The following is a 21006-nucleotide window of genomic DNA, read 5'->3' as shown; positions in this document are numbered from 1 at the left end:
TCCTTTCGTCGAAGGCCTCAGGAGGCCCGTCGGCGGCGTTCCATCAGCTGCAGGATCAGCGGCGTCAGGATCAGTTGCATGGCGATGTCGAGCTTGTTTCCAGGCGCGACGATGGAGTTGGCGCGGGACATGAAACTGCCGTGGATCATCGAGAGCAGATACGGAAAGTCTATCCCGCGCGGGTTGGCGAAGCGGATGACGATCATCGACTCGTCGGCCGTCGGAATCCAGCGAGCGATGAACGGATCGGATGTATCGACGATGGGCACCCGTTGAAAGTTGATATCGGTCCGCGCGAATTGCGGGCAGATATATTTCACATAGTCGGGCATCCGACGCAGGATGACGTCCATCACCGCATCCGTCGAATAGCCCCGGCTGGCCTTGTCCCGGTGGATCTTCTGGATCCACTCCAGATTGATGACCGGCACCACGCCGATCTTCAGGTCGGCCAGCGGCGCGAGATCGACTGTATCGGTCTTCACGCAGCCATGCAGGCCCTCGTAGAAAAGTAGGTCGGACTCCTCGCCGAGCGAACTCCACTCAGAAAAGGTGCCCGGCGCGCTGCCGTAGATCTTCGCTTCCGCCTCGTCGTGAATGTAGTGCCGGGTCTGCCCGCGGCCCTTCCGGCCGAACTCCGAGAACACCTCCTGCAGCCTGTCGAGGATGTTCGCCTCCGGGCTGAAATGGGAGAAGTTGCGGTTTCCGTTCCGCTCCTCCTCGGCCATCTTCTCCTTCATCGCCTGGCGGTCGTAGCGATGGAACGCGTCCCCCTCGATATAGGCCGCCTTGACGTGCTCGCGGCGGAAGATATGGTCGAAGATGTTCTTGACCGACGTCGTGCCCGCTCCGGACGAGCCGGTGATCGCGATGATCGGATGCTTGGTCGACATGCGATGTCCTCCCCCGGCCCGACACGCTCCCTCGCGCCGGGCCATTCCTCCTGCCTAGGTCCTGAACAGGCTGCGTTTGCCGAACAGCGGCGAGCGATCGGTCAGCGCCGACGGATCGGCCACGTAGCGGGCGACGCGGTCGACCTCGTGCTTCGAGCCGAAGACCAGCGGCGTGCGGGCATGCAGGTCACGCGGCACGATGTCGAGAATGCGCGACGACCCGTCGGTGGCGGCGCCGCCGGCCTGCTCGACGCAGAAGGCGACCGGGTTGGCCTCGTAGACGAGGCGCAGGCGCCCCTCGGTGTAGCCCTTCCGGCCGTCGCCCAGATACAGGAAGATGCCGCCGCGCACGAAGATGCGGTAGCAGTCGGCCACCATCGAGGCGATCCAGCGCATGTTGAAATTGCGCTCGCGCGGGCCTTCCTCGCCGGCTAGGCAATCGTCGATATAGCTGCGGATCTGCGGGTCCCAGTGGCGGTAGTTCGCGGCATTGGTAGCGAACTCGCTGGTCTCTTCGGGGATCGCCACCGAGCCGATATGCTCGACGAAGCCGCCGAAGCTCGGCGAGAACAGGAACACCCGCGTTCCCTTGCCGACCGACAGCACCAGCAGGAGCTGTGGCCCGTAGATGAAGAAGCCGGCGGCAAGCTGCCGGTTGCCCGGCTGCAACAGCGCGCTGGTCGGATCGGAGCGATGCTCCTCGCCCACCGGCAGCAGCGAGAAGATCGTGCCGATCGAGACATTGGTGTCGATGTTGGACGAGCCGTCCAGCGGGTCGATCGCCAGCGCCAGCGGCGCGGCCGGGTCGATCATCACCGCGGCGTCCTGCTCCTCCGAGCCGTAGACGGCGATCGCCGAGGCCTTGGCGGCATCGAGAAACATCTGGTCCGCGACGATGTCGAGGGGCTTCTGCACGTCGCCTCCGGCATTGGTGTCGCCGCCGCCGGACCGGGCTTCGACGCCCCCCGAAATGATCGTGTTGCGAAGCTTGATCGAGGCGGCGCACAGCTGGCGAATGGTATCGGCGACCTGCCGGCCGATCGGATCGGACCCGCATTCGGATCCCAGATGTGCGTCGAGAGACGATGACATGCATTCCTCCTGAGTGGCGTCGAGCGCTTCGGCTCCGTCCACTCGTCTATGGGTGGATGGTGGATTCTGCGAGCGTATAAGTAAAATTCATTCTCTTTACGGCATCAGTAAGTTCTTTTAGAAGAGGCCATGCGAACGCTGACACTACGCCAGTTGCGATCGATCCAGGCGATCAACGAGCACCGTACCATCGCCGCGGCTGCGCGCCAGTTGGGCCTGACTCCGCCGGCCGTCACCCTGCAGGTCAAGCAGCTGGAGGACGATTTCGGCCTCGCGCTGTTCGACCGCACGAATGACGGCATGCGTCTCACCGCGGCCGGCGCCGCAGTGCTGGGCGCGGCCAACGCCATCGAGACGACCCTGCGCGCACTCGCCGACGAGATCCAGGCGATCAAGGGCGTGAGGTCGGGCACCATCCGGCTCGGCGTCGTCTCCACGGCGAAATATTTCGCGCCCCGGCTGATCGCCGCCTTTCGGCGCGACTATCCCGACATCGAGATCCGGCTGATCGTCGGCAACCGGCTGGAGATCATCGAGCAATTGCGCACCTACCGGCTGGACATCGCCCTGATGGGACGCCCGCCGGTCGAGTTCCCGGTGGAGGCGACGGTGTTCGGCGACCACCCTCTGGTGATGATCGCGCCGCCCGACCATCCGCTGGCCGCCGCCCGCGAGATCACCCGCGAGCGCCTGCTCGAAGAAACCATCATCATCCGCGAGCCCGGCTCAGGCACGCGCGCGGCACTGGCGATCTTCTTCGGCGACCATCCCGACGCGCTGGAGACGCGCACGGCCGAGATGGGCTCCAACGAGACGATCAAGCAGGCGGTCATGGCCGGGCTCGGCATCGCCTTCATCTCGGCCCACACCATCGCCTTCGAGGTGGAGACCGGCCGGCTGGCGATCCTCGACGTGTCGCACATGCCGATCCGCCGGCAATGGTTCGCCGTCAGCCGCAAGGAGCGCATACCGGCACCCGCCGACATCGCCTTCAAGAATTTCCTGATGCAGCGCGGCGCCAGCTATTTGCCGCTGCTCGACCGGCTCTATCCCGCCGACGCCGGCGATGCGGCTTCATCCCAAACAACAGGCGAGACCGAAGGGGCGTCCTCCCCCGCGTAGAACCTGCAGGTCAGAGCGATCCCGGACCGGCGGGCGACAGCAGCGCAGCGCGCCGCAGCGCCGCCAGATCGGCCGATCCGGTGCAGAAGCAGGCGATCCGCAATTGCGCGATCACCTGCTGGAAATGTGCCACGGCGGCTTCCGGCGAGGCGTCCGCGCTGCCGAGCGAGGCGGCGGCTTGGCCGGCGAGATCGGCGCCGAGGCGGATCGCCTTGGCGGCGTCGAGCCCGTCGCGGATGCCGCCCGAGCCGATGACGACAGTCTGCGGACAGGCGGCCCGCACGTCGACGATCGCCCGGGCAGTCGAGATGCCCCAGTCGGAGAAGGTCAGCGCCGTGGCGCACTGCGCCGGGTCCGGCGAGCGCTCGGCCTCGACGGCCGCCCAGCTCGTGCCACCGGCCCCGGCAACGTCGATGGCGTGGACGCCCGCATCGACCAGCCGCCGCGCGACCGTCGCCGAAATGCCGGCCCCGACTTCCTTGACCACGATCGGCACCGGCAGCAGGCGCGCCAGTTCGCCGATGGCCGCAAGGACACCGCGCCAGTTCGTGTCGCCGCCCGACTGCACCGCCTCCTGCAGCGGGTTGAGATGCACGATCAGCGCGTCGGCATCGATCATGTCCACGGCCCGCCGCACCTCCGCCAGGCCGTAGCCGAGCACCAGCTGCGCCGCGCCGACATTGGCGAGGATCGGCACGTTCGGCGCCGCATCGCGCAACTGCCGGTCGAGCCCGCCCGAAGCACGGCCCTCGATGGCGATGCGCTGCGAGCCGACCGCAAAGGCGATGCCGAGTGCCTGTGCCGCCTCGGCGAGATTGCGGTTGATGCGCGCCGCCCGTTCCGGCCCGCCGGTCATCGACGAGATCAACAGCGGCGCTTCGAGCCGGCGGCCGAGAAACTGCGTCGACAGGTCGATCTCGGCCAGCGAGATCTCCGGCAGCGCGACATGTTCGAAGACGATCTGCGACAGGCCGCTGTCGGCCCGCCGCGCCGCCAGCGAGGGATGCAGCACGATGTCGAGATGATCGCTCTTGCGGGCGGCGATGTCGCCGGCGGCCGATGTGTCTCCCGAGACGCTCACGTAACCTATGTCCTATCGTCGCAGATTGCGAAACCGGGCGCTCCCCGGTCGTCGCGTTTGCCAATGATCGTGTTAGCATCAGTTGCAACGTCACGTGTAGCGAATGACCCGTGACAAAATGCCAGAACCGAAGGCGACCCTCCCGGCATGACGTGCAATGAAACCGACGGCTTCAGGACCGAGGCTGCCGCCCTGATCGCCAGGATCGACGCGCGGCTGGCGGTGCTGGTGCCCCGCGCCCTGCCCGGCCAGACCGGGCTCGACCTGGCGATCCGCGAAAGCGTGCTGGCCCCGGGCAAGCGCCTGCGGCCGATGATGGCGGCGCTGACGGCGGGCGATCTCGGCGGTGACGAGGACGTGGCGGTCGATGCCGGCTGCGCCGTGGAGATGGTGCATGCCGCCTCGCTGATCCTCGACGATCTGCCCTGCATGGACGATGCCACGATGCGCCGCGGCAGACCGGCGGCCCATGTCACCCACGGCGAGGATGTCGCTGTCCTGTCGGCGATCGCCATCCTGTCCGGCGCCTATGAGATGCTCGCCAGGGTAGAGGGTCTGTCGCCGGCCGCGCGACTCGAGGCGGTGACGGTGCTGACCCGCGCCGTCGGCGTCGAAGGCCTCGTCGGTGGCCAGTTCGCCGACCTGCGCGGCGGCCGCGCCGAACGGCCGCTCCACGAGATCGCGGCCACCAACGGCCGCAAGACCGGCGCGCTGTTCCTCGCCGCCGTGGAGACCGGCGCGATCGCGGCCGGCGCCGGCGAGACGACCCGCGCGCATCTGCGCGGCTTTGCCACCGAGCTCGGCCACGCCTTCCAGCTTCTCGACGATTTGCTGGATGGCGGCCCGAGCGCCGCGACGATCGGCAAGGACGTCAACAAGGATGCCGGCAAGTCGACCATCGTCTCGATGCTGGGTCGTGCCTCGGTGGAGCATCGGATCGAACGGCATGTGGAAGCCGCCCATGGCGAGCTGACCTCGGTGTTCGGGGCGTCGAGCCGGCTGCATCGCCTGACCGACGCAATCGTTGCCCTGCCCGGCAGGCCCGTCGCCGACACGACGTGCGACGAGACGCGATTTCGCGAACCCGAAGCCGGCGCACGCTGACGATCCGGTTCGCCGGGCCGACGCAGACAGCCGAACGCACGCGCCGATCTCGTTTGCATCTGAGGCCTGTGCCAATGCAGCCTGGATGAGCCGGCCTAGCGCGCGGGGCCCATAAGCCGGGGCCGCGTCCACAGCGCCTCGGAGCGGCCCGCCGGTCCGCCACGCCGCGCCAGCGCCGCCTTGGCTGCGCCGCGGGCGACATGGCCGAGTTTCTGCCGCCGCCCGGTGGAGACGCGGGCGTCCCAGGCATTGGCGCCCAGTCCCTTCACCTGCATGCCGATCTCGCGATAGACGCCATGCGCCGTCGCGACCGCCCAGGCCGAGCGCGGCGGCAGTTCCCGCAGGCCGTGGAAGGCCGAGGCGTAATAGGGCTCGGCGAGGTCGATCAGCCGGTTGGCGACCAGCGACACCACCGGACGCTGGCGCGGATCGGCGAGATCGCCGGGCTTCAGATCGGCGTCGGCCAGCCATTCCGCCGGCAGATAGACCCGGCCGGCCCGGGCATCCTCGACGATGTCGCGGGCGATGTTGGTGAGCTGGAAGGCGATGCCCAGATCGCTGGCGCGGTCGAGTGTCGTCTCGTCCTTTGCCCCCATCACCATGCTCATCATCACGCCGACGACGCCGGCGACATGGTAGCAATAGGTCAGCGTGTCGGCGACGGTCGCATAGTGCCGTTCCTCGACATCCATCCGGTAGCCGTGAAGATGCTGCAGCAGCAGCTCCTGCGGCAGGCCGTGCCGGGCGACGACATCGGCGACGGCGCGAAAGCTGGGATGCGAGGTCGGCTCGCCGCGCAGGGCCGCCAGCGTCTCCCTCTCCAGGAGCGCCAGCCGCTCCGCTCCCGAGCAAAGCGTGCCGAGCGGCCGCCGGGCAAAGCCCAGCACCTGATCGTCGATGGTGTCGTCGCAATGCCGGCACCAGGCATAGAGCATCATGGCGCTGCGCCGGGTCTCGGCATCGAACAGCCTGGCCGCCGCCGCGAAGCTCCTGGAGCCCTTGGCGATCGTATCCTCGGCCATGGCCGCCAGATCGGCCCGCGCCGCCGGATCGAGCGGCACGGCGATGGGTTGGGAGGCTAGCATCTCAGGCTCTCGAGTCGGCGATCATCAGCCCGGCCGTCGCCTTGGCGGACCCGACGACGCCCGGCACGCCGGCCCCCGGATGGGTGCCCGCGCCGACAAAATAGAGATTGGGGATGTCGGCATCGCGATTGTGCGGCCGGAACCAGGCGCTCTGGGTCAGCACCGGATCGAGCGAGAAGGCCGAGCCGACATGGGCATTCAGCTCGTCGCGGAAATCGAATGGCGTGAAGATGCGGCTGGTCACGAGGTCGGCCCTGAGATCGGGAATGTAGCGTTCTTCGAGATAGTCGAGGATGCGGTCCCGATATTTCGGACCCTCGATCTCCCAGTCGATGTCGGTATTGCCGAGATGCGGAACCGGGGCGAGGACATAATAGCTGCCCGCGCCCTCCGGGGCCAGCGAGGGATCGGTGGCGCAGGGGCTGTGCAGGTAGAGCGAGAAATCGCCGGGCAGTTCCCCGCCCTTGAAGATCTCGTCGATCAGCGGCCGGTAGCGCGGCCCGAAGCAGACCGTGTGATGCTGCAGTTCCGGCCGGTGACGCTTCAGGCCGAAATAGATCACGAAGAGCGACATGGAGAAGCGCCGCGCCTTGAGGCGCTTGGCCTCCTTCTCGCCGCGCCGGGTGCCCGCCATCAGCGTGCCGTAGGTGTGGACGATGTCGGCATTGGAGGCGATGCGGTCGGCCTCGAAGCGGCGGCCGTCCTTTAGCACCACGGCCTTCGCCCTGTCGCCCACCACCTCGATCTGCGCCGCCTCGGCGGACAGTTCGACCCGGCCGCCCATATCCTCGAACAGCCTGACGAGGCCGCGGACCAGCGCACCGGTACCGCCGCGCGGAAACCAGACGCCCCATTCGCGCTCCAGCGCATGGATCAGCGCGTAGATCGAGGAGGTGGCGAAGGGATTGCCGCCGACGAGCAGCGAGTGGAAGGAGAAGGCCTGCCGAAGCTGCTCGTCCTCGATATATTGCGCCACCTTGGAATAGACGCTGCGCCACGCCTGCAGCTTTGCCAGCTGCGGCCCGGCCTTGACCATGTCGCGGAAGCTCAGGAACGGCACCGTGCCGAGCTTCTCGTAGCCCTCGCGGAATACCTCCCGGGAATACGCCAGGAACTGGCGATAGCCTTCGATATCGGCCGGATTCTTGGCATGGATCTGGCGATCCAGCTCGTCCTGGTCGTTGGCATAGTCGAAGCTGTAGCCGTCTTCCCAGCACAGCCGGTAGAAGGGCTTTACCGGCAGGAGCTCGACATAGTCGGCCATCGTCCGGCCGGCGGCCGTGAACAGCTCTTCGAGCGCCGAGGGATCGGTGATCACCGTCGGTCCGGCATCGAAGATAAATCCCTGATCCTCGTAGACATAGGCGCGGCCGCCCGGCTTGTCGCGCTTCTCCAGAAGCGTCGTCTGGATGCCGGACGCCTGCAGGCGAATGGCCAGCGCCAGCCCGCCGAAGCCGGAGCCGATGACGATAGCCGTGCGCTCGCCCGCTCCCGCGCCGTTCATCGTAGCGCTCATGCCAGCTCCCCTGTGAGGCGGTGCCGTGCCAGCACCTTCAATGCGTTGCCGACGGGCACGGGCGGCCGCCCCGTCATGATGCGGACCATGTCCAGCCGTGAGAGCTGCGCCGCGTAGAACCGGCCGATCAGCGTGTCGGGCAGCCGGTGGAAATGCTGCAGGATCTCGTAGCGCTTCGACGGGACACCGGCGAAGAACAGGAGCCGGTTGAGCAGGCGAAAGAAGCCCCGCTCCCGCCACGCCGCCACCGAATGCGCCCGCGTCGCGGCAAAGACCGCGCCGGCCGACAGGTCGGTGAGGCCCGCGAGCCGGTCGGCAAGGCGCACCGCGTCGGGCAGCGAATAGCCGGTGGTCGGATGAAACAGCGCCGCCGCAAGGCCGGTCGCGGGCACGCCGCGCCTGTCCGCCCAGAACGCCTCGATGTCGCCGTCGAGCGCGATCGGCAGGACGCCGCGTTCCTCGCGCAGCACCGCTTTCGCCGTCCAGCCATGGGTCGCGAGATAATCCGCGATGGTCGTGCGCAGGCGCTCCTCGGACAGTGCCGGGCCGTCGGCGTAATAGGTGTCCTCGACGAGCAGCGTCGTCGCGGTCAGCGGCAGCACGTAGACGAAGCGATAGCCGTCCTCCTGCGCCACCGTCGCGTCCATGATGATCGGCCGCGACAGACCATGCGGCGCGGCCAATTCGATTTCCTGGCCGAGGAATTTCTGGAAGCCGAGCATCAGATGCGGGCTCGGGGCATGGCCGCGGCCGTCGATCACGCAAACAGCGGCAAGCTCCCGCCCGTCCTCAAGCGTCAGCGTCGTCGGCGTAACCGCCCGCACCGGTGCGTGCCTCTCGATCCGGTCACCGAGCGCGGCGTCGATCACCGCCCGGAACTGCTCGGAGGACACGCTGCGATAGCCGGTCGCGATCTGACGTCGGCGCTGGGGAAAGCGCACGTCGTAGGCATCCCAGCGATAGCGGACGAAGGGCGCCAGCCAGTCGTGTTCGGCAGCGCTGAGGTCGCCGGCGTGAAACGACCATGTGTGGTTGCCGCCGACGGCCTCGCCAGCCTCGAAAACGCGGATCGACAGCTCCGGACGCGCGCGCGCCAGTCGGTACGCGGCAAGGCCGTTGGCCAGGCCGCCGCCCACGAACGCCACGTCGATCGGTCTGTCGTGGCGCTCGACGCCGTTCATGCCTTGCCTTCCTACCCGGTGACGGCCGGTTTGCCGGTCACCGCATCCTCGATGATGTCGGCGGCGCGCCGCGTGCCGCCGGACATGCGGATGTCCTGGCCGATCCGCTGCGCCGCGTTGCGGAATCTAGGCTCCGCCAGCAGCCGCTCAAGCGAATTGCGCAGTTTCGCGCGGGACAGAAGGACGCGGGGCAGCCGCTCGCCGACGCCGTGATGAACGATCCGCGCTCCGATCCCCGGCTGGTCGAAGGCGATCGGCAGGGCCAGCATCGGCACGCCGGCTTCCAGCGAATCCAGCACCGTGTTCATGCCGGCATGGGTCACGCAGACCGCGGCACGCGACAGCATCGCCCGCTGCGGCACGAAGTCGGTGACGATATCGGCGCCGATGCCCGCTGCCTGGCGCTCATCCAGCCGGCCGCAATGGGCGACGACGCATTGCGCGCCGAGTTCGCGGCAGGCGGCGGCCACGGCGCGAAAGATGCCGGCGCGGTGGCCCTGCAGCGTGCCGAGCGAGGCGAAGACCAGCGGCCGCGCCGGGTCGAGCCGCGCCTGAAGCTCGGCGGGCAGGTCCGGCGCGCTTTCCGATGGCGGGCGGATCGGTCCCACGGCGTGGTGGTGCGGGGCGGCAGGACGCGGGAAGTCGAAGCTTGGCACGAGCTGCGAGATCTGCGCCAGCGAAGACAGGCAATCGGCATGCCCGGCGTGCGGCCCAAGACCGAACCGCTCCGCCCAGCCAGCAATCATGCGGCCCTGCGCGGTCATCAGGAGGTTGGCAACGCGTTCGCCGCCGCGATTGCGTTTCAGGCCCTTCTCGCTCGGGTCATACGGCCAGGGCAGGAAAGGCAGCGGCACGGCGGGATCGGCATGCACCGGCAGGGCGGCGGCGACCGAAACGAACGGCAGGCCGAGATACCGGGCGAGAAGCCCGGCCGCCGGCTCCATCTGGTCGCCGAGGATGGCCGTCGCGCCGATCCTGTGCAGGATGTCCGGGGCGAAGCGGCAGAGCTGGTCGGACAGGCCGGCCGCGTCGGAAACCGTGCGCAGGATGCCGAGCGGCCCGCTCGGCCGGGCCGCTCGGGCGATGATCCGCTCCAGGCGACCCGGGCCGCCCGCCCCGGCCTCGTGGATCGCGATGCCCTCCGGCGCCTTAGCCGCGAGCAGCTCGCCCGCCCCGCCATTGACGACGAAGCTCGCCTGGTGTCCGCGCCGGACCAGTTCCGCGCCGAGCACCGCGAAGACCTGCAGATGGCTGTAATAGGGCGGACAGATCAGCGCGAAATGAGCCATGGCGGCGAAATTGCGTCCGGTTCAGCGTGAATGGCGAAAGACATGCGGCGACGTCTCAGGAACCGGGCCAAGCACCGACGCCACAGGATCGGCTGCCCCGCCTGCTACCACGTTTCTGCGCGAAGCCATCCTGCGACGTCCGGTCCCAGCGTGACGATCGCTGGGCCGCGGCTCGGCGTATCAAGGCGAGCACGGCCGTCCCGGCGTCAGCCGCGTGCCAGCCGTGCCGCCCGCCGGGCCCGCGCCTCGTCGGCCGCATCCAGCTTGACCTGCGGCAGCTTGGTCCGCCAGTCGGTGCCGGTGATGCCGACGACACGGTTGCCGCGGAAATCGGCTTCGGCAGTAATCAGCCCCCGCTCGGCCATGAAGGACAACAGGAACCGGCCGCGCGACGGCGAATGGCTGCCATAGGCACGAGCCAGCGCCGCATCCTCGGGGCATTCGGCCTCGTCGCGGGCCGCGCGCGCCAGCATCATGAAGACGCCCTGCATCTCCTCGGGCAGGTCGGCGGCCCGGTCGACGACGCCCTGCCATTCCTCGTCGTCGGTCTCGCAGGAGACACCGGCCCGTGCCAGCGACAGGCGCCGGCGGAAGGCTGCCATGTCGGTCTCGGCACCGCGCAGACGCTTCAGCCGGCAATGGGTGAGGAAGTCCTGGTAGAGCACCGGCACCGGCCGGAAGGCCGCGTCCGGGTCCTGCAGCATTTCCGCGAAGATCGCATCGACGGCGGCGGCGCGCTCTTCCGGCGAGCGCGGATCGTCGTCGATCGGCTCGTGCCGCTCGGAGACGGACGGAGCAGCGGCCACTCGCTCCAGAAGCTCACGCGTGGCGATCGCCGCGGCGGCGCCCTCGATGCGCGGGGCGGCGTTGGATTGCGGGCGCTCGATGGCGCGGCGCTCGGCCGCCTTGTCCTCTTCCGTCGCGGTGAAGATCAGGTCTTCCATCGCCTCGCGTGGCGTCTCCGGCAGCGGCATCAGCGACGGCCGCCCACTGCGACCCGCTGTCTCGACGGGACCGATGCGGATCGGCATCGGCCGCCGCGACAATGCCGGTCCGAGCGCGACGAAATTGCCGGTCTCCAGGTCGCGGAAACGTTCGGCGGCGCGCCGGTCCATGCCGAGCAGGTCGGCGGCGCGCTGCATGTCGATGTCGAGGAAGGTCCGGCCCATCAGGAAGTTCGACGCCTCGGCGGCGACGTTCTTGGCGAGTTTGGCCAGGCGCTGGGTGGCGATGACCCCGGCCAGGCCGCGCTTGCGACCGCGGCACATCAGGTTGGTCATCGCGCCCAGCGAGGCGCGACGGGCCTCTTCCGAATGCTCTCCGGACATGGCCGGCGCGAAGAGATGCGCCTCGTCGACGGCGATCAGCATCGGGAACCAGTGCGCCCGGTCGGCATCGAACAGGCCGTTCAGGAAGGCCGCCGAGCACATCATCTGCACCTCGGCGTCGAGCCCTTCCAGATCGAGCACCACCGAAGCGCGATGCTCGCGGATGCGCCGCGCGATGCGGGTCAGCTCGGCCGGCGTGCGATTGGCGTCGACGACCACATGGCCGTAGCGCTCGGCCAGCGACACGAAGTCGCCTTCCGGATCGATCACCGCCTGCTGCACCCAGTCCGCGCTGCGCTCCAGGAGACGGCGCAGAAGATGCGACTTGCCCGAGCCCGAATTGCCCTGGACGAGCAGGCGCGTCGACAGCAGCTCCTCCAGATCGAGCTCCGCCGGTTCGCCGGTTTGGGTCGTGCCGAGATCGACGGCAACGGTCATTGCAGGCCTTTCGGTGCTGGCGATGTCGTGAACGACCGCCCGCCTTGGCGGCGCGGTCCGGTCGTCGAGGGGACGTGGCCGGAACCTATCACGCCCGCCCCGGCGAGAGTCGAGACGGCGACGACCTGTCCACAGGAAGGCGCGACTGCGGGGCGGCGTCCCGCGCCGAAGCAGGCTTCAGCGAAGCCGTGGCAGGCTCAGAGCCATGTGTCGTAGTCGGAGACGAGCAGCAGCATCGGGTCCTCGTCCTCCTCGATCTCGGAAAACCGGCCGAGCGGCTCACGGAAGACATTGTCGGTGAGATCGTCGTTGACGGTGGAGACCTCGCCGATCAGGACGTCGCCGCCTTCGCCCCAGAAGGCGTGCCAGTTGCCGGGCAGCAGCGTCACGCTCTCGCCGGGCTCCAGCATCAGGACGCCGCCGGCCGGCAGCCGCCGGGTGATCCCGTCGGTGACGACGGTGACCTCGGCGCTCTCGTCGACGGAGCCGTCGGGCGCGCTTTCGTGCATCTGGATTGCCAGCTTGGCGCCGCCGCGGTTGATGATGTCCTCGGCTTTGACGATGTGCCGGTGCATCGGCGAATACTGGTCGTGGCGGGAGATCATGATCTTCTCGGCATAGAGCATGCCGCCGCCGGCCTTCAGATCCGCCGCGTCGCCGTTGCGCGTGGTGAACAGGAACAGCCCCATCCGGTCGAAATCGTCCTTGCCGTAATCGGTCACGTCCCAGCCGAGCCGGCGCTCCACGATGGTCGACAGGTCGGCGCGCCGCGCCTTCATCTCGTTCGGGGAGAGATAGGCGAAGGGCGGCATGACGTAGCCGAAGGAGCGGATGTAGGAATCCGCTTCCCTGAGGATCTCGTTGACGCGGGAACGCTTCATGCTGGCCTCCCTTCGGAGCTTGCCGTCGGATCGACGAGGATGATCCGGCAGTCGTTGACATTGGTGTGGGTCGGGCCCGGCACGAACAGGCCGCCGATGGCCTCGAAGAAGCTGGTCGAATCGTTCGCCGCCAGTGCCGCCTCGGCGTCGAGCCCGGCGGCCGCCGCCTTGGCCAGCGTGTCCGGCAGGACGAAGGCGCCGGCCGGATCGCTGGCAAGGCCGGTCCCGCCATCGGTGCCGTCGGTGTCGCCGGACAGCGCCGCGATGCCGGGATGGGCGCCCAGCGCCAGCGCCAGCGCCAGGGCATATTCCTGGTTCGGCCCGCCGCGGCCTTCGCCGCGGATCGTCACCGTCAGTTCGCCGCCCGACAGGATCGCGACCCGGTCGCCGGCCTCAACGGCCTCCAGCGCGATGCGGGCATGTTCGGCCGCCACGTCGCGCGCCTCGCCCTCGACGTCGGCGCCGAAGCTGACCACCTTGTAGCCGAGCCGCTCGGCCACCTTCGCGGCGGCGTCGAGCGAGGCGGCAGGGGTCCCCACGATCTTGTATTCGGCGTGCTCGAAGACCGGGTTGCCCGGCTTCGGCGTCTCGTTGGCCGGATCGTCCAGCGCGGCGCGGCAGGAAGCCGGCAGGTCGATGCCGCGCTTGGCGATGATCGCCCGCGCATCGGCGAGTGTCGTTGCGTCCGGCACGGTGGGCCCGGAGGCGATGACGCTCGGATCGTCGCCGGGCACGTCGGAGATCGCCAGGGTGATCAGCCGCGCCTCGCCACAGGCATGGGCGAGGCGTCCGCCCTTGATCTGCGACAGATGCTTGCGCACGCAATTGATCTCGCCGATGCCGGCGCCGCTGCGCAGCATCGCCTTCGTCACGGCCTGCTTGTCGGCGAGCGAAATGCCGTCCGCCGGCAGCAGCCAGTTGGCCGAGCCACCGCCGGAGATCAGCGCCAGCACGAGGTCGTCCGGCCCGGCCGCTTCGGCCAGCGCGACGACCTTCGCCGTCGCCGCCAGCCCGTGCGCGTTGGGTAGCGGGTGCCCGGCCTCGACCACCGGGATCGGCCCGGCGTCGAGCGCATAGCCGTCGCGGGTGACCGCGATGCCGGTGAGCCGGTCGGCCGGCACGTCATGCGTCTGCGTGTAGTGGGCGACTGCGGCGGCGGCCATCGAAGCGGCGGCCTTGCCGGCGGCGAGCATGACGATGCGCCCCGGCGGCGGCGGCGGCAGATGCGCGGCGAGAATGCTCGCCGGATGCGCCGCGGCGACAGCCGCCTCGAAGATCTCCGTCAGGTCCCCCGACCATCCCGTCATGTTCATGCAATCCCCTCCCCGCATCGTCCCGGTGGCATCCATACCAGAAGAACCGCAGGGGGAAACCGCCCGAGTGGCGATCGAGATCGGGTCACGGCGCGCGGAAAAAGCCGGGCGGCCTTGCGCCCATACGCTGGCAAAATGGTCGCAGAGGCCTACTCTGACCTTGTCGCAGCGTCCATCTTGGGTGCATCCACGCGCCAGATAAATGTTGAAGGCACAGCCATGTTCGAAGGTTTCGACCCGGTCACCCTCGCCCGCTTCCAGTTCGCCTTCACCATCTCGTTTCACATCATATTTCCGGCCTTCACCATCGGCCTCGCCTCGTTCCTTGCGGTCCTCGAAGGCCTGTGGCTGGCGACCGGGCGGTCGGTCTACATCGAGACCTTCAACTACTGGATCAAGATCTTCGCCCTGAGCTTCGGCATGGGCGTCGTCTCCGGCATCGTGATGAGCTACCAGTTCGGCACCAACTGGTCGGTCTTCTCCGACAAGACCGGGCCGATCCTCGGACCCATGATGGGTTACGAGGTGCTGTCCGCCTTCTTCCTGGAGGCCGGCTTCCTCGGCATCATGCTGTTCGGCCGCAAGCGCGTCGGCGACAAGCTGCACTTCGCCGCCACGGTGGTCGTCGCCATCGGCACGCTGTTCTCGGCCTTCTGGATCCTCTCGGTGAACTCCTGGATGCAGACGCCGGCAGGCTTCGGCTACAACGCCGCCGGCCAGTTCGTGCCGGAGGACTGGTGGGCGATCATCTTCAACCCGTCGTTCCCGTACCGGCTCCTGCACATGGTGCTGGCCGCCTACCTCACCACGGCCTTCATCGTCGGCGCGGTGGGCGCGTTCCATCTGCTGCGCGACCGCACCAACCAGAGCGCCCGCACGATGTTCTCGATGGCGCTGTGGATGGCGACCATCGTCGCGCCGATCCAGATCGTCGCCGGCGACCTGCACGGCACCAACACGCTGGAACACCAGCCTGCCAAGATCGCCGCGATCGAGGGCCATTTCGAGACCAACAGCGAAGGCCCGATGCCGCTTACCCTGTTCGGCATCCCGAACATGGAGGAAGGCCGGACCGACTACGCCGTCAACGTGCCCTATCTCGGCTCGCTGATCCTCACCCATTCGCTCGACGGCGAGGTGCAGGGCCTCAACGCCTTCCCGCGCGAGGACTGGCCGAACTCGACGGTGATCTTCTGGACCTTCCGGGTGATGGTCGGCATCGGCTTCGCCATGCTCGGCATCGGCCTGTGGTCGCTGTTCAAGCGCTACCGCGGTTCGCTCTACGATTCGCCCTGGCTGCAGCGCGCCATGATCGCCATGGGACCGATGGGCTTCGTCGCGGTGATCTGCGGCTGGGTCACCACCGAGATGGGGCGTCAGCCTTTCACGGTCTTCGGCCTGCTGCGCACCTTCGAGAGCCATTCGCCGATTGCCGCCGAAGCGGTGGGCACCTCGCTGGTGGCCTTCATCGTGGTGTATTTCGTGCTGTTCGGCGCCGGAACATTCTACATCATGCGCCTGATGTCGAAGTTGCCCAGTCCGGCAGAGGACGACACGCCGGATCATCATCCGACGCGCTCGGCCGGCATCACGCCTGCCTTCTCCCTGGAAGGCCGCAACGAACCCGAACCGGCGGAATAGGAGGCCGACGCAGATGGATCTCGCTGTACTCTGGGCCTTCATCATCGCCTTCGCGGTGATTGCCTATGTCATTCTCGACGGCTTCGATCTGGGCACCGGCATCCTGTTCCCGCTGCTGGGCCGGCACGAGAACCGCGACACCGCCATGAACACGGTGGCGCCGATCTGGGACGGCAACGAAACCTGGCTGGTGCTGGGCGGCGGCGGCCTGTTCGCGGTCTTCCCGCTGGCCTACGCGATCATCATGCCGGCGATCTACGCGCCGCTTATCGCCATGCTTCTGGCACTGATCTTCCGGGGTGTGGCCTTCGAGTTCCGCTTCAAGACCGTGCGCGGCCGCTGGATGTGGGACGTGTCGTTCTTCGTCGGCTCGATCGTCGCCGCCTTCAGCCAGGGCATCGCCCTCGGCACGCTGGTGCAGGGCATCGACATCGAGGGGCGCGCCTATGCCGGCGGCTGGTTCGACTGGATGACGCCCTTCTCGCTGATGACCGGCGTTGCCGTCGTGGTTGGCTACGCGCTTCTGGGCGCCACCTGGCTGGTCATGAAGACCGAGGGCGAACTGCATGACATTGCCCGCCGCTACGCCTGGATCTCGGCGATCGGCACCATGGTCCTGATCGGCGTGGTCAGTCTGTGGATGCCGTTCATGGAGGACGAGTTCTATCTGCGCTGGTTCACCTTCCCGCAGATCTTCTATGTGGCGCCGGTGCCGATCCTTGTCGCACTCGCCACCTTCAGCCTGTTCCAGTCGCTGGCGACCGGCAAGGAAATCCGGCCGTTCCTGTCGGCGCTGGCGATCTTCGTCCTGTCCTTCGCGGGGCTGGGGATCACCTTCTATCCCGACATCATCCCGCCGCACGTCACCATCTGGGAAGCGGCAGCACCGGATTCCTCGCTGATGTTCCTGCTGGTCGGCGCATCGGTGCTGATCCCGCTGATCCTCGCCTACACCGCCTATTCCTACTGGGTCTTCCGCGGCAAGGTCCGCGAGGGCGAGGGGTATCACCATTGACGGCGCGGCACGGCGACCGCCCGGCGACCAGGGACGAGGCTCCGGGTAGCCTGAAAAGCCGGCTCGGCTGGTTCGCGCTCTTATGGCTCGGCGGCGTCGCCGCCGTCGCCACGATCGGCTACGGCATCCGTCTCGTCCTGATCGGCTGATCAGACTGCCAGTTCCGGCACGGTCTGGAGCACCAGCGCCATGTCCGCATGGAAGGCGCGGCGCTCGCGGTCCTGCGTCACCTTGTCGGGCAGCCGCAGGATATAGGACGGGTGCACGGTTACCAGCGCCCGCGTCCCCTCGTCGAGATCGATCAGCGTCGACCGCGCGTCCCGGATCGTCACCGTCTTGCCGAGGACGGCCGACGCCGCCGTCGCGCCGAGCGCCACGATCAGCTTGGGTCGGATCAGCTCGCGCTCGATATCCAGCCACCAGCGGCAAGCCCGCACCTCGCCGCCATTCGGCTTGGCGTGGATGCGCCGCTTGCCGCGCGGCGCGAACTTGAAGTGCTTCACCGCATTGGTGACATAGGCGCGGCTGCGGTCGATCCCCGCCTCGCCCAGCGCCGCGTCGAACACCTTGCCCGCCGGCCCGATGAAGGGCTCGCCAGCAATGTCCTCCTGGTCGCCCGGCTGCTCGCCGACGAAGATGACCGGCGCATCTTCCGGGCCGCGCCCGAACACGGTCTGGGTCGCCGGCTCCCAGAGCGGGCAGGCGCGGCAATGGCTGGCCGCCTCGCGCGCGGCAGCGATCGATGTCGGGCGCGCGTCCGACGTCCGCGCCATCAGATCGGGCTCTCGTGCCATGTCACGCTCCTTCTGGCGTTCGTGCCGCAGGCTCGGCAGGGTCGGCGCAGTCTCGATCATCCGCCGCGAGGCCGCCTCGGCACCGGCGATCAGCGGCTTGATCAGCGCCGTCTCAGGCATGTTCGCCCAGTATTTCTTCGGCATCTCGGCGCGCATGGCGTTCACCTTCAGCCGCGCCGGGTTGAAGATCGAGGCGTAGTAGGTGAGCCACAGGGCTTCCATGTCGTCGCCCTCCGGCCGCATGTCCCTGGTAGCGCCGGGCAGCAAGGTCAGTTCGCTTCCGTCCCAATGCGCGCTGCGCTCCGGCGTCAGGATGGTCCAGACCATCCCGGCAAAGCGCCGGGCGAAGAACGGCGCAGTGTGTTCGACGATATGGTGGAACGGCTCGAACCAGGCGACGTAGTGGCGGCGGCCTTCGTCGTCCTCGATCTCCCGAAAGCGGACGAAGGCCTTCATCTTGTGGCTGTCGCGGCGGACTGCCTTTTCCATCTCGGTGGCGCGCAGGATGTCCGGGTCCGACGCGATCTCCAGCAGCTTCTTTTCCCGCTGCAGGCGCCACAGCAGGCGATAGGCGAAGACGAAGCGGTCGGCATCGGCGTGGCAGACCAGCTTGGCTGCCAGTTCGGGAAACGCTTTGGGCACCGTCGGCTGCGGCGCTTCGGCGGGTGCCGGCGGCAGCGGCTCGGCGAACAGGCCGGCGGTTTCGTCACCGACCGTGAAGCTCATCTCCTCCGGCGGCACGCCGAGCGCCAGCGCCGTACGCGCCGCCTGGCGCCACGCGTCGAAATCGGCGGAGAAGGAAAGACGCGCAACATACATGGGATCGGGCTCGCCAGCGGGACGGAGTAGAACCTGCATGGCGGTGCGCCGGTTCCCGCCGAGACCCCGCAGCTCGACGGCCGGCGACCAGCATGAGCCCGGCGCTCAGAACAGTTCGAGCTGGGCCGTCCGCTGCACCTTCGGCACGAAGCGTTCGCGCAGGCCGGCGCTGTCCGTCGCCGCCCCCGGCGACCAGTCGAGCGCCTCGATGAACGGCCGCACCTTGTCCACCGACTGGCAGAGCCGCGCCACGTCGTCGAGGCGCAGGCTGCGATGCCGCCGCGTCGACAGGATGCGGTTCACCGCCCGCGTACCAAGGCCCGGCACCCGCAACAGCATCTCGCGGTCGGCGCGGTTGACGTTGACGGGAAACCGCTCGCGATGCTTCAGTGCCCAGGCAAGCTTCGGGTCGATTGCCAGATCCAGCATGCCGCCGTCGCCGCCCGCGACGATCTCGCCGCGGTCGAAGCCGTAGAAACGCATCAGCCAGTCGGCCTGGTAGAGCCGGTGCTCGCGCATCAGCGGCGGCTTGGAGAGCGGCAACCGGCTCGACGCGTCGGGGATCGGCGAGAAGGCCGAGTAATAGACCCGCTTCAGGTGATAATTGCCGTAGAGATTCTCCGACCGGCCGAGGATCGCGTCGTCGCTTGATCCGTCGGCGCCGATGATCATCTGGGTCGACTGGCCGCCGGGCGTAAAGCGCTTCGGCTTGGCCCGGTCGCGTTTCTCGCCCTTGTGCTCCTCGATCTTGGCGCGCAGATGCCCCATCGACCGGCGGATGTCGCGCGGGTTCTTTTCCGGCGCGAAGGCTTCCAGCGTCACGTCGGTCGGCAGTTCGATGTTGATCGACAGGCGATCGGCGAACAGCCCCGCCTCCTCGATCAGCGCCGGCGCGGCGTCGGGGATCGTCTTCAGATGGATGTAGCCGCGGAAATTCTCTTCCAGCCGCAGCTTGCGGGCGATCCGCACCATCTCCTCCATCGTGTAGTCGGAGCTGCGGATGATGCCGGAGGAGAGAAACAGCCCCTCGATGTAGTTGCGCCGGTAGAAGGACATCGTCAGGTCGACGACCTCCTGCACCGAAAAGCGCGCCCGCGGCACGTTCGACGACGAGCGATTGACGCAATAGACGCAGTCATAGACGCAGAAATTCGTCATCAGGATCTTGAGCAGCGAGATGCAGCGCCCGTCCGGGGCGTAGGCATGGCAGATGCCCGAGCCCTCGGTCGAGCCGATGCCGCCGGACTTTGCCGAGTCGCGGCGGGTCGAGCCGCTGGACGCGCAGGAGGCGTCGTATTTGGCGGCGTCCGAAAGGATCGCCAGCTTGTCGATGAGCGTGGTCTTGGCCATCCCACCTGTATAGGGTTCTCGGAATGTTCCTGCGAGCGGTCGCGGCCGGATTGCCCTGCTACAGGCTGTCGCAGGTGGTCGCCGCGGCCATTTGATCGCCCAGGCGCTTCGGACTGCGCCAGATGCGGGGCTCCATCCCGCGGGAGGCCACAAACGAAAACGGCCGGGCTGAAACCCGGCCGTCGCAGCATGAAAGCCTTGCCGAAGCCTAGTGCGACTGCGCCTTGGCGACCGCGCGCTTGGTGACGACCTTGACGAGGTTGGCGCGATAATCCGACGAGCCGTGCAGATCGGCCAGCATGTCGCTCGGATCGACCGACAGCCCCTCGATGGCGGAGCCGTCGAAATTCGCCGACAGCGCCTGCTCGGCGGCTTCCCAGCGGAACGTGCCGTTCGAGCCCGCGCCGGTGACGCCGACCTTCACGCCATCGCCCCGCTTGGCGACGAAGACGCCGCACATGGCGTAGCGCGAGGCCGGGTTGCGGAATTTCTCGTAGCCGCACTGGTCCGGCGCCTCGAAGGACACCGCGGTCACGATCTCGTCCTCTTCCAGCGCCGTCTCGAACAGGCTGACGAAGAACGAGTCCGCCGGCATCTCGCGCTTCGACGTATGGATCGTGGCGCCCATCGCCTTCAGGGCAGCCGGATAATCGGCGGCCGGATCGTAATTGGCGACCGAGCCGCCGATCGTGCCCATGTGGCGCACGGCGATGTCGCCGATCAATCCGGCCAGCGAGGCAAAGCCCGGACAGGTCGACTTGATGCCCTCATGGGCGGCGATCTCGGCATGGGTCGTGCCGCCGCCGATGCGGATCGAGCGGCCCTCGACGCTGATGCCCTTGAGCTCGGCGACATGGCGCAGATCGACCAGCGCCGTCGGCGCGGCAAGACGCTGCTTCATGGTGGGGATCAGCGTCATGCCGCCGGAAAGGAACTTGCCCTCCCCGCCGCTGTCGCCGACCAGCCGGACGGCCTCGTCGAGGGTCGAGGGGCGATGATAGGTGGTCTCGTACATCTCAGGTCTCCCTTGGCGCCGGGTCGCGCCTGTCCTGTTCAGGCGCGGG

18 protein-coding genes are annotated in these 21006 nt (G+C 68.1%); 5 read left to right on the top strand and 13 right to left on the bottom strand.

The features are described 5' to 3' along the window. Positions 1-17 precede the first annotated feature (17 nt). Both SI859A1_RS02760 and SI859A1_RS02755 read right to left on the bottom strand, forming a co-directional pair. Entirely contained in the window at positions 18-893 is an 876-nt protein-coding gene (locus tag SI859A1_RS02760; protein WP_040325104.1) for a phosphoribulokinase, read from the bottom strand. A 54-nt stretch (positions 894-947) separates the two neighbouring features. Then, a complete protein-coding gene (locus SI859A1_RS02755) occupies positions 948-1985 on the bottom strand; it encodes a class 1 fructose-bisphosphatase (protein WP_040325103.1) in 1038 nt (345 codons plus the stop codon). 129 nt (positions 1986-2114) lie between these two features. Here SI859A1_RS02755 and SI859A1_RS02750 point away from each other — a divergent pair, with 129 nt between their 5' ends. After that, a complete protein-coding gene (locus SI859A1_RS02750) occupies positions 2115-3107 on the top strand; it encodes a LysR family transcriptional regulator (RefSeq protein WP_009208344.1) in 993 nt (330 codons plus the stop codon). 10 nt (positions 3108-3117) lie between these two features. Here SI859A1_RS02750 and fni read toward each other — a convergent pair whose 3' ends face one another. Then, positions 3118-4188, bottom strand: coding sequence for a type 2 isopentenyl-diphosphate Delta-isomerase (fni, locus tag SI859A1_RS02745; protein ID WP_009208343.1), 1071 nt, complete (start codon positions 4186-4188; stop codon positions 3118-3120). Positions 4189-4335: 147 nt separating this feature from the next. On the opposite strand from fni, the gene SI859A1_RS02740 reads away from it, so the two are divergent. Continuing rightward, entirely contained in the window at positions 4336-5292 is a 957-nt protein-coding gene (locus SI859A1_RS02740; RefSeq protein WP_009208342.1) for a polyprenyl synthetase family protein, read from the top strand. Positions 5293-5387: 95 nt separating this feature from the next. On the opposite strand, the gene SI859A1_RS02735 is transcribed toward SI859A1_RS02740, so the two are convergent. The 7 genes from SI859A1_RS02735 to SI859A1_RS02705 all read right to left on the bottom strand — a co-directional run bounded on the left by SI859A1_RS02735 (position 5388) and on the right by SI859A1_RS02705 (position 14323). Then, on the bottom strand, positions 5388-6377 hold the full coding sequence (locus SI859A1_RS02735) for a phytoene/squalene synthase family protein (protein ID WP_009208341.1): 990 nt from the start codon (positions 6375-6377) through the stop codon (positions 5388-5390). 1 nt (position 6378) lies between these two features. After that, a complete protein-coding gene (locus SI859A1_RS02730) occupies positions 6379-7893 on the bottom strand; it encodes a phytoene desaturase (RefSeq protein ID WP_009208340.1) in 1515 nt (504 codons plus the stop codon). Further along, positions 7890-9074 (bottom strand): lycopene beta-cyclase CrtY, encoded by a 1185-nt coding sequence (crtY, locus tag SI859A1_RS02725; protein ID WP_009208339.1) that lies wholly within the window; start codon positions 9072-9074, stop codon positions 7890-7892. Before crtY ends, SI859A1_RS02730 begins: the two co-directional genes overlap by 4 nt. A gap of 11 nt (positions 9075-9085) precedes the next feature. Continuing rightward, a complete protein-coding gene (locus tag SI859A1_RS02720; protein ID WP_009208338.1) occupies positions 9086-10363 on the bottom strand; it encodes a glycosyltransferase in 1278 nt (425 codons plus the stop codon). A 206-nt stretch (positions 10364-10569) separates the two neighbouring features. Continuing rightward, a complete protein-coding gene (locus SI859A1_RS02715; RefSeq protein ID WP_009208337.1) occupies positions 10570-12129 on the bottom strand; it encodes an ATP-binding protein in 1560 nt (519 codons plus the stop codon). Between the two features lie 197 nt (positions 12130-12326). Next, positions 12327-13010, bottom strand: a complete 684-nt coding sequence (locus tag SI859A1_RS02710) for a D-lyxose/D-mannose family sugar isomerase (RefSeq protein WP_009208336.1) — start codon at positions 13008-13010, stop codon at positions 12327-12329. Then, on the bottom strand, positions 13007-14323 hold the full coding sequence (locus SI859A1_RS02705; RefSeq protein ID WP_050767414.1) for a glycerate kinase type-2 family protein: 1317 nt from the start codon (positions 14321-14323) through the stop codon (positions 13007-13009). The genes SI859A1_RS02710 and SI859A1_RS02705 overlap by 4 nt, the downstream gene beginning before the upstream one ends. A gap of 219 nt (positions 14324-14542) precedes the next feature. On the opposite strand from SI859A1_RS02705, the gene SI859A1_RS02700 reads away from it, so the two are divergent. The 3 genes from SI859A1_RS02700 to SI859A1_RS21900 are packed head-to-tail and all read left to right on the top strand — an operon-like array spanning position 14543 to position 17128. Next, positions 14543-15964 carry a cytochrome ubiquinol oxidase subunit I gene (locus SI859A1_RS02700; protein WP_009208334.1) on the top strand — a complete coding sequence of 474 codons (1422 nt, stop codon included), beginning with the start codon at positions 14543-14545 and terminating at the stop codon, positions 15962-15964. A gap of 13 nt (positions 15965-15977) precedes the next feature. Continuing rightward, a complete protein-coding gene (gene cydB / locus SI859A1_RS02695; RefSeq protein ID WP_009208333.1) occupies positions 15978-16979 on the top strand; it encodes a cytochrome d ubiquinol oxidase subunit II in 1002 nt (333 codons plus the stop codon). After that, a complete protein-coding gene (locus SI859A1_RS21900; protein WP_085931383.1) occupies positions 16976-17128 on the top strand; it encodes a DUF2474 domain-containing protein in 153 nt (50 codons plus the stop codon). The genes cydB and SI859A1_RS21900 overlap by 4 nt, the downstream gene beginning before the upstream one ends. Here the strand turns inward: SI859A1_RS21900 and SI859A1_RS02690 are convergent, their stop codons facing one another. The 3 genes from SI859A1_RS02690 to SI859A1_RS02680 all read right to left on the bottom strand — a co-directional run bounded on the left by SI859A1_RS02690 (position 17129) and on the right by SI859A1_RS02680 (position 20957). Beyond that, on the bottom strand, positions 17129-18592 hold the full coding sequence (locus SI859A1_RS02690; protein WP_009208332.1) for a UdgX family uracil-DNA binding protein: 1464 nt from the start codon (positions 18590-18592) through the stop codon (positions 17129-17131). Between the two features lie 105 nt (positions 18593-18697). Next, positions 18698-19942: a putative DNA modification/repair radical SAM protein gene (locus SI859A1_RS02685; RefSeq protein ID WP_040325101.1), complete on the bottom strand. Its 1245-nt coding sequence runs from the start codon at positions 19940-19942 to the stop codon at positions 18698-18700. A gap of 208 nt (positions 19943-20150) precedes the next feature. Beyond that, positions 20151-20957 carry an FAD binding domain-containing protein gene (locus tag SI859A1_RS02680; protein WP_009208330.1) on the bottom strand — a complete coding sequence of 269 codons (807 nt, stop codon included), beginning with the start codon at positions 20955-20957 and terminating at the stop codon, positions 20151-20153. Positions 20958-21006 lie beyond the last annotated feature (49 nt).

It is taken from the genome of Aurantimonas manganoxydans SI85-9A1 (assembly GCF_000153465.1).
In the GTDB taxonomy this organism is placed as follows: domain Bacteria; phylum Pseudomonadota; class Alphaproteobacteria; order Rhizobiales; family Rhizobiaceae; genus Aurantimonas; species Aurantimonas manganoxydans.
The sequence above is the reverse complement of the archived record's forward strand: the minus strand, read 5'-3'. Positions and strand labels throughout refer to the sequence as shown.

Bases quoted from the DNA above. Each gene is read 5' to 3' on its own strand.
- crtY (WP_009208339.1), bottom strand. From the start codon at position 9,074: ATGAACGGCGTCGAGCGCCACGACAGACCGATCGACGTGGCGTTCGTG.
- SI859A1_RS02735 (WP_009208341.1), bottom strand. From the start codon at position 6,377: ATGCTAGCCTCCCAACCCATCGCCGTGCCGCTCGATCCGGCGGCGCGG.
- cydB (WP_009208333.1), top strand. From the start codon at position 15,978: ATGGATCTCGCTGTACTCTGGGCCTTCATCATCGCCTTCGCGGTGATT.
- SI859A1_RS02690 (WP_009208332.1), bottom strand. From the start codon at position 18,592: ATGTATGTTGCGCGTCTTTCCTTCTCCGCCGATTTCGACGCGTGGCGC.
- SI859A1_RS02730 (WP_009208340.1), bottom strand. From the start codon at position 7,893: ATGAGCGCTACGATGAACGGCGCGGGAGCGGGCGAGCGCACGGCTATC.
- SI859A1_RS02680 (WP_009208330.1), bottom strand. From the start codon at position 20,957: ATGTACGAGACCACCTATCATCGCCCCTCGACCCTCGACGAGGCCGTC.
- SI859A1_RS02755 (WP_040325103.1), bottom strand. From the start codon at position 1,985: ATGTCATCGTCTCTCGACGCACATCTGGGATCCGAATGCGGGTCCGAT.
- SI859A1_RS02685 (WP_040325101.1), bottom strand. From the start codon at position 19,942: ATGGCCAAGACCACGCTCATCGACAAGCTGGCGATCCTTTCGGACGCC.
- SI859A1_RS02720 (WP_009208338.1), bottom strand. From the start codon at position 10,363: ATGGCTCATTTCGCGCTGATCTGTCCGCCCTATTACAGCCATCTGCAG.
- SI859A1_RS02710 (WP_009208336.1), bottom strand. From the start codon at position 13,010: ATGAAGCGTTCCCGCGTCAACGAGATCCTCAGGGAAGCGGATTCCTAC.
- SI859A1_RS02760 (WP_040325104.1), bottom strand. From the start codon at position 893: ATGTCGACCAAGCATCCGATCATCGCGATCACCGGCTCGTCCGGAGCG.
- SI859A1_RS02715 (WP_009208337.1), bottom strand. From the start codon at position 12,129: ATGACCGTTGCCGTCGATCTCGGCACGACCCAAACCGGCGAACCGGCG.
- SI859A1_RS02750 (WP_009208344.1), top strand. From the start codon at position 2,115: ATGCGAACGCTGACACTACGCCAGTTGCGATCGATCCAGGCGATCAAC.
- SI859A1_RS02700 (WP_009208334.1), top strand. From the start codon at position 14,543: ATGTTCGAAGGTTTCGACCCGGTCACCCTCGCCCGCTTCCAGTTCGCC.
- SI859A1_RS02705 (WP_050767414.1), bottom strand. From the start codon at position 14,323: ATGAACATGACGGGATGGTCGGGGGACCTGACGGAGATCTTCGAGGCG.
- SI859A1_RS02740 (WP_009208342.1), top strand. From the start codon at position 4,336: ATGACGTGCAATGAAACCGACGGCTTCAGGACCGAGGCTGCCGCCCTG.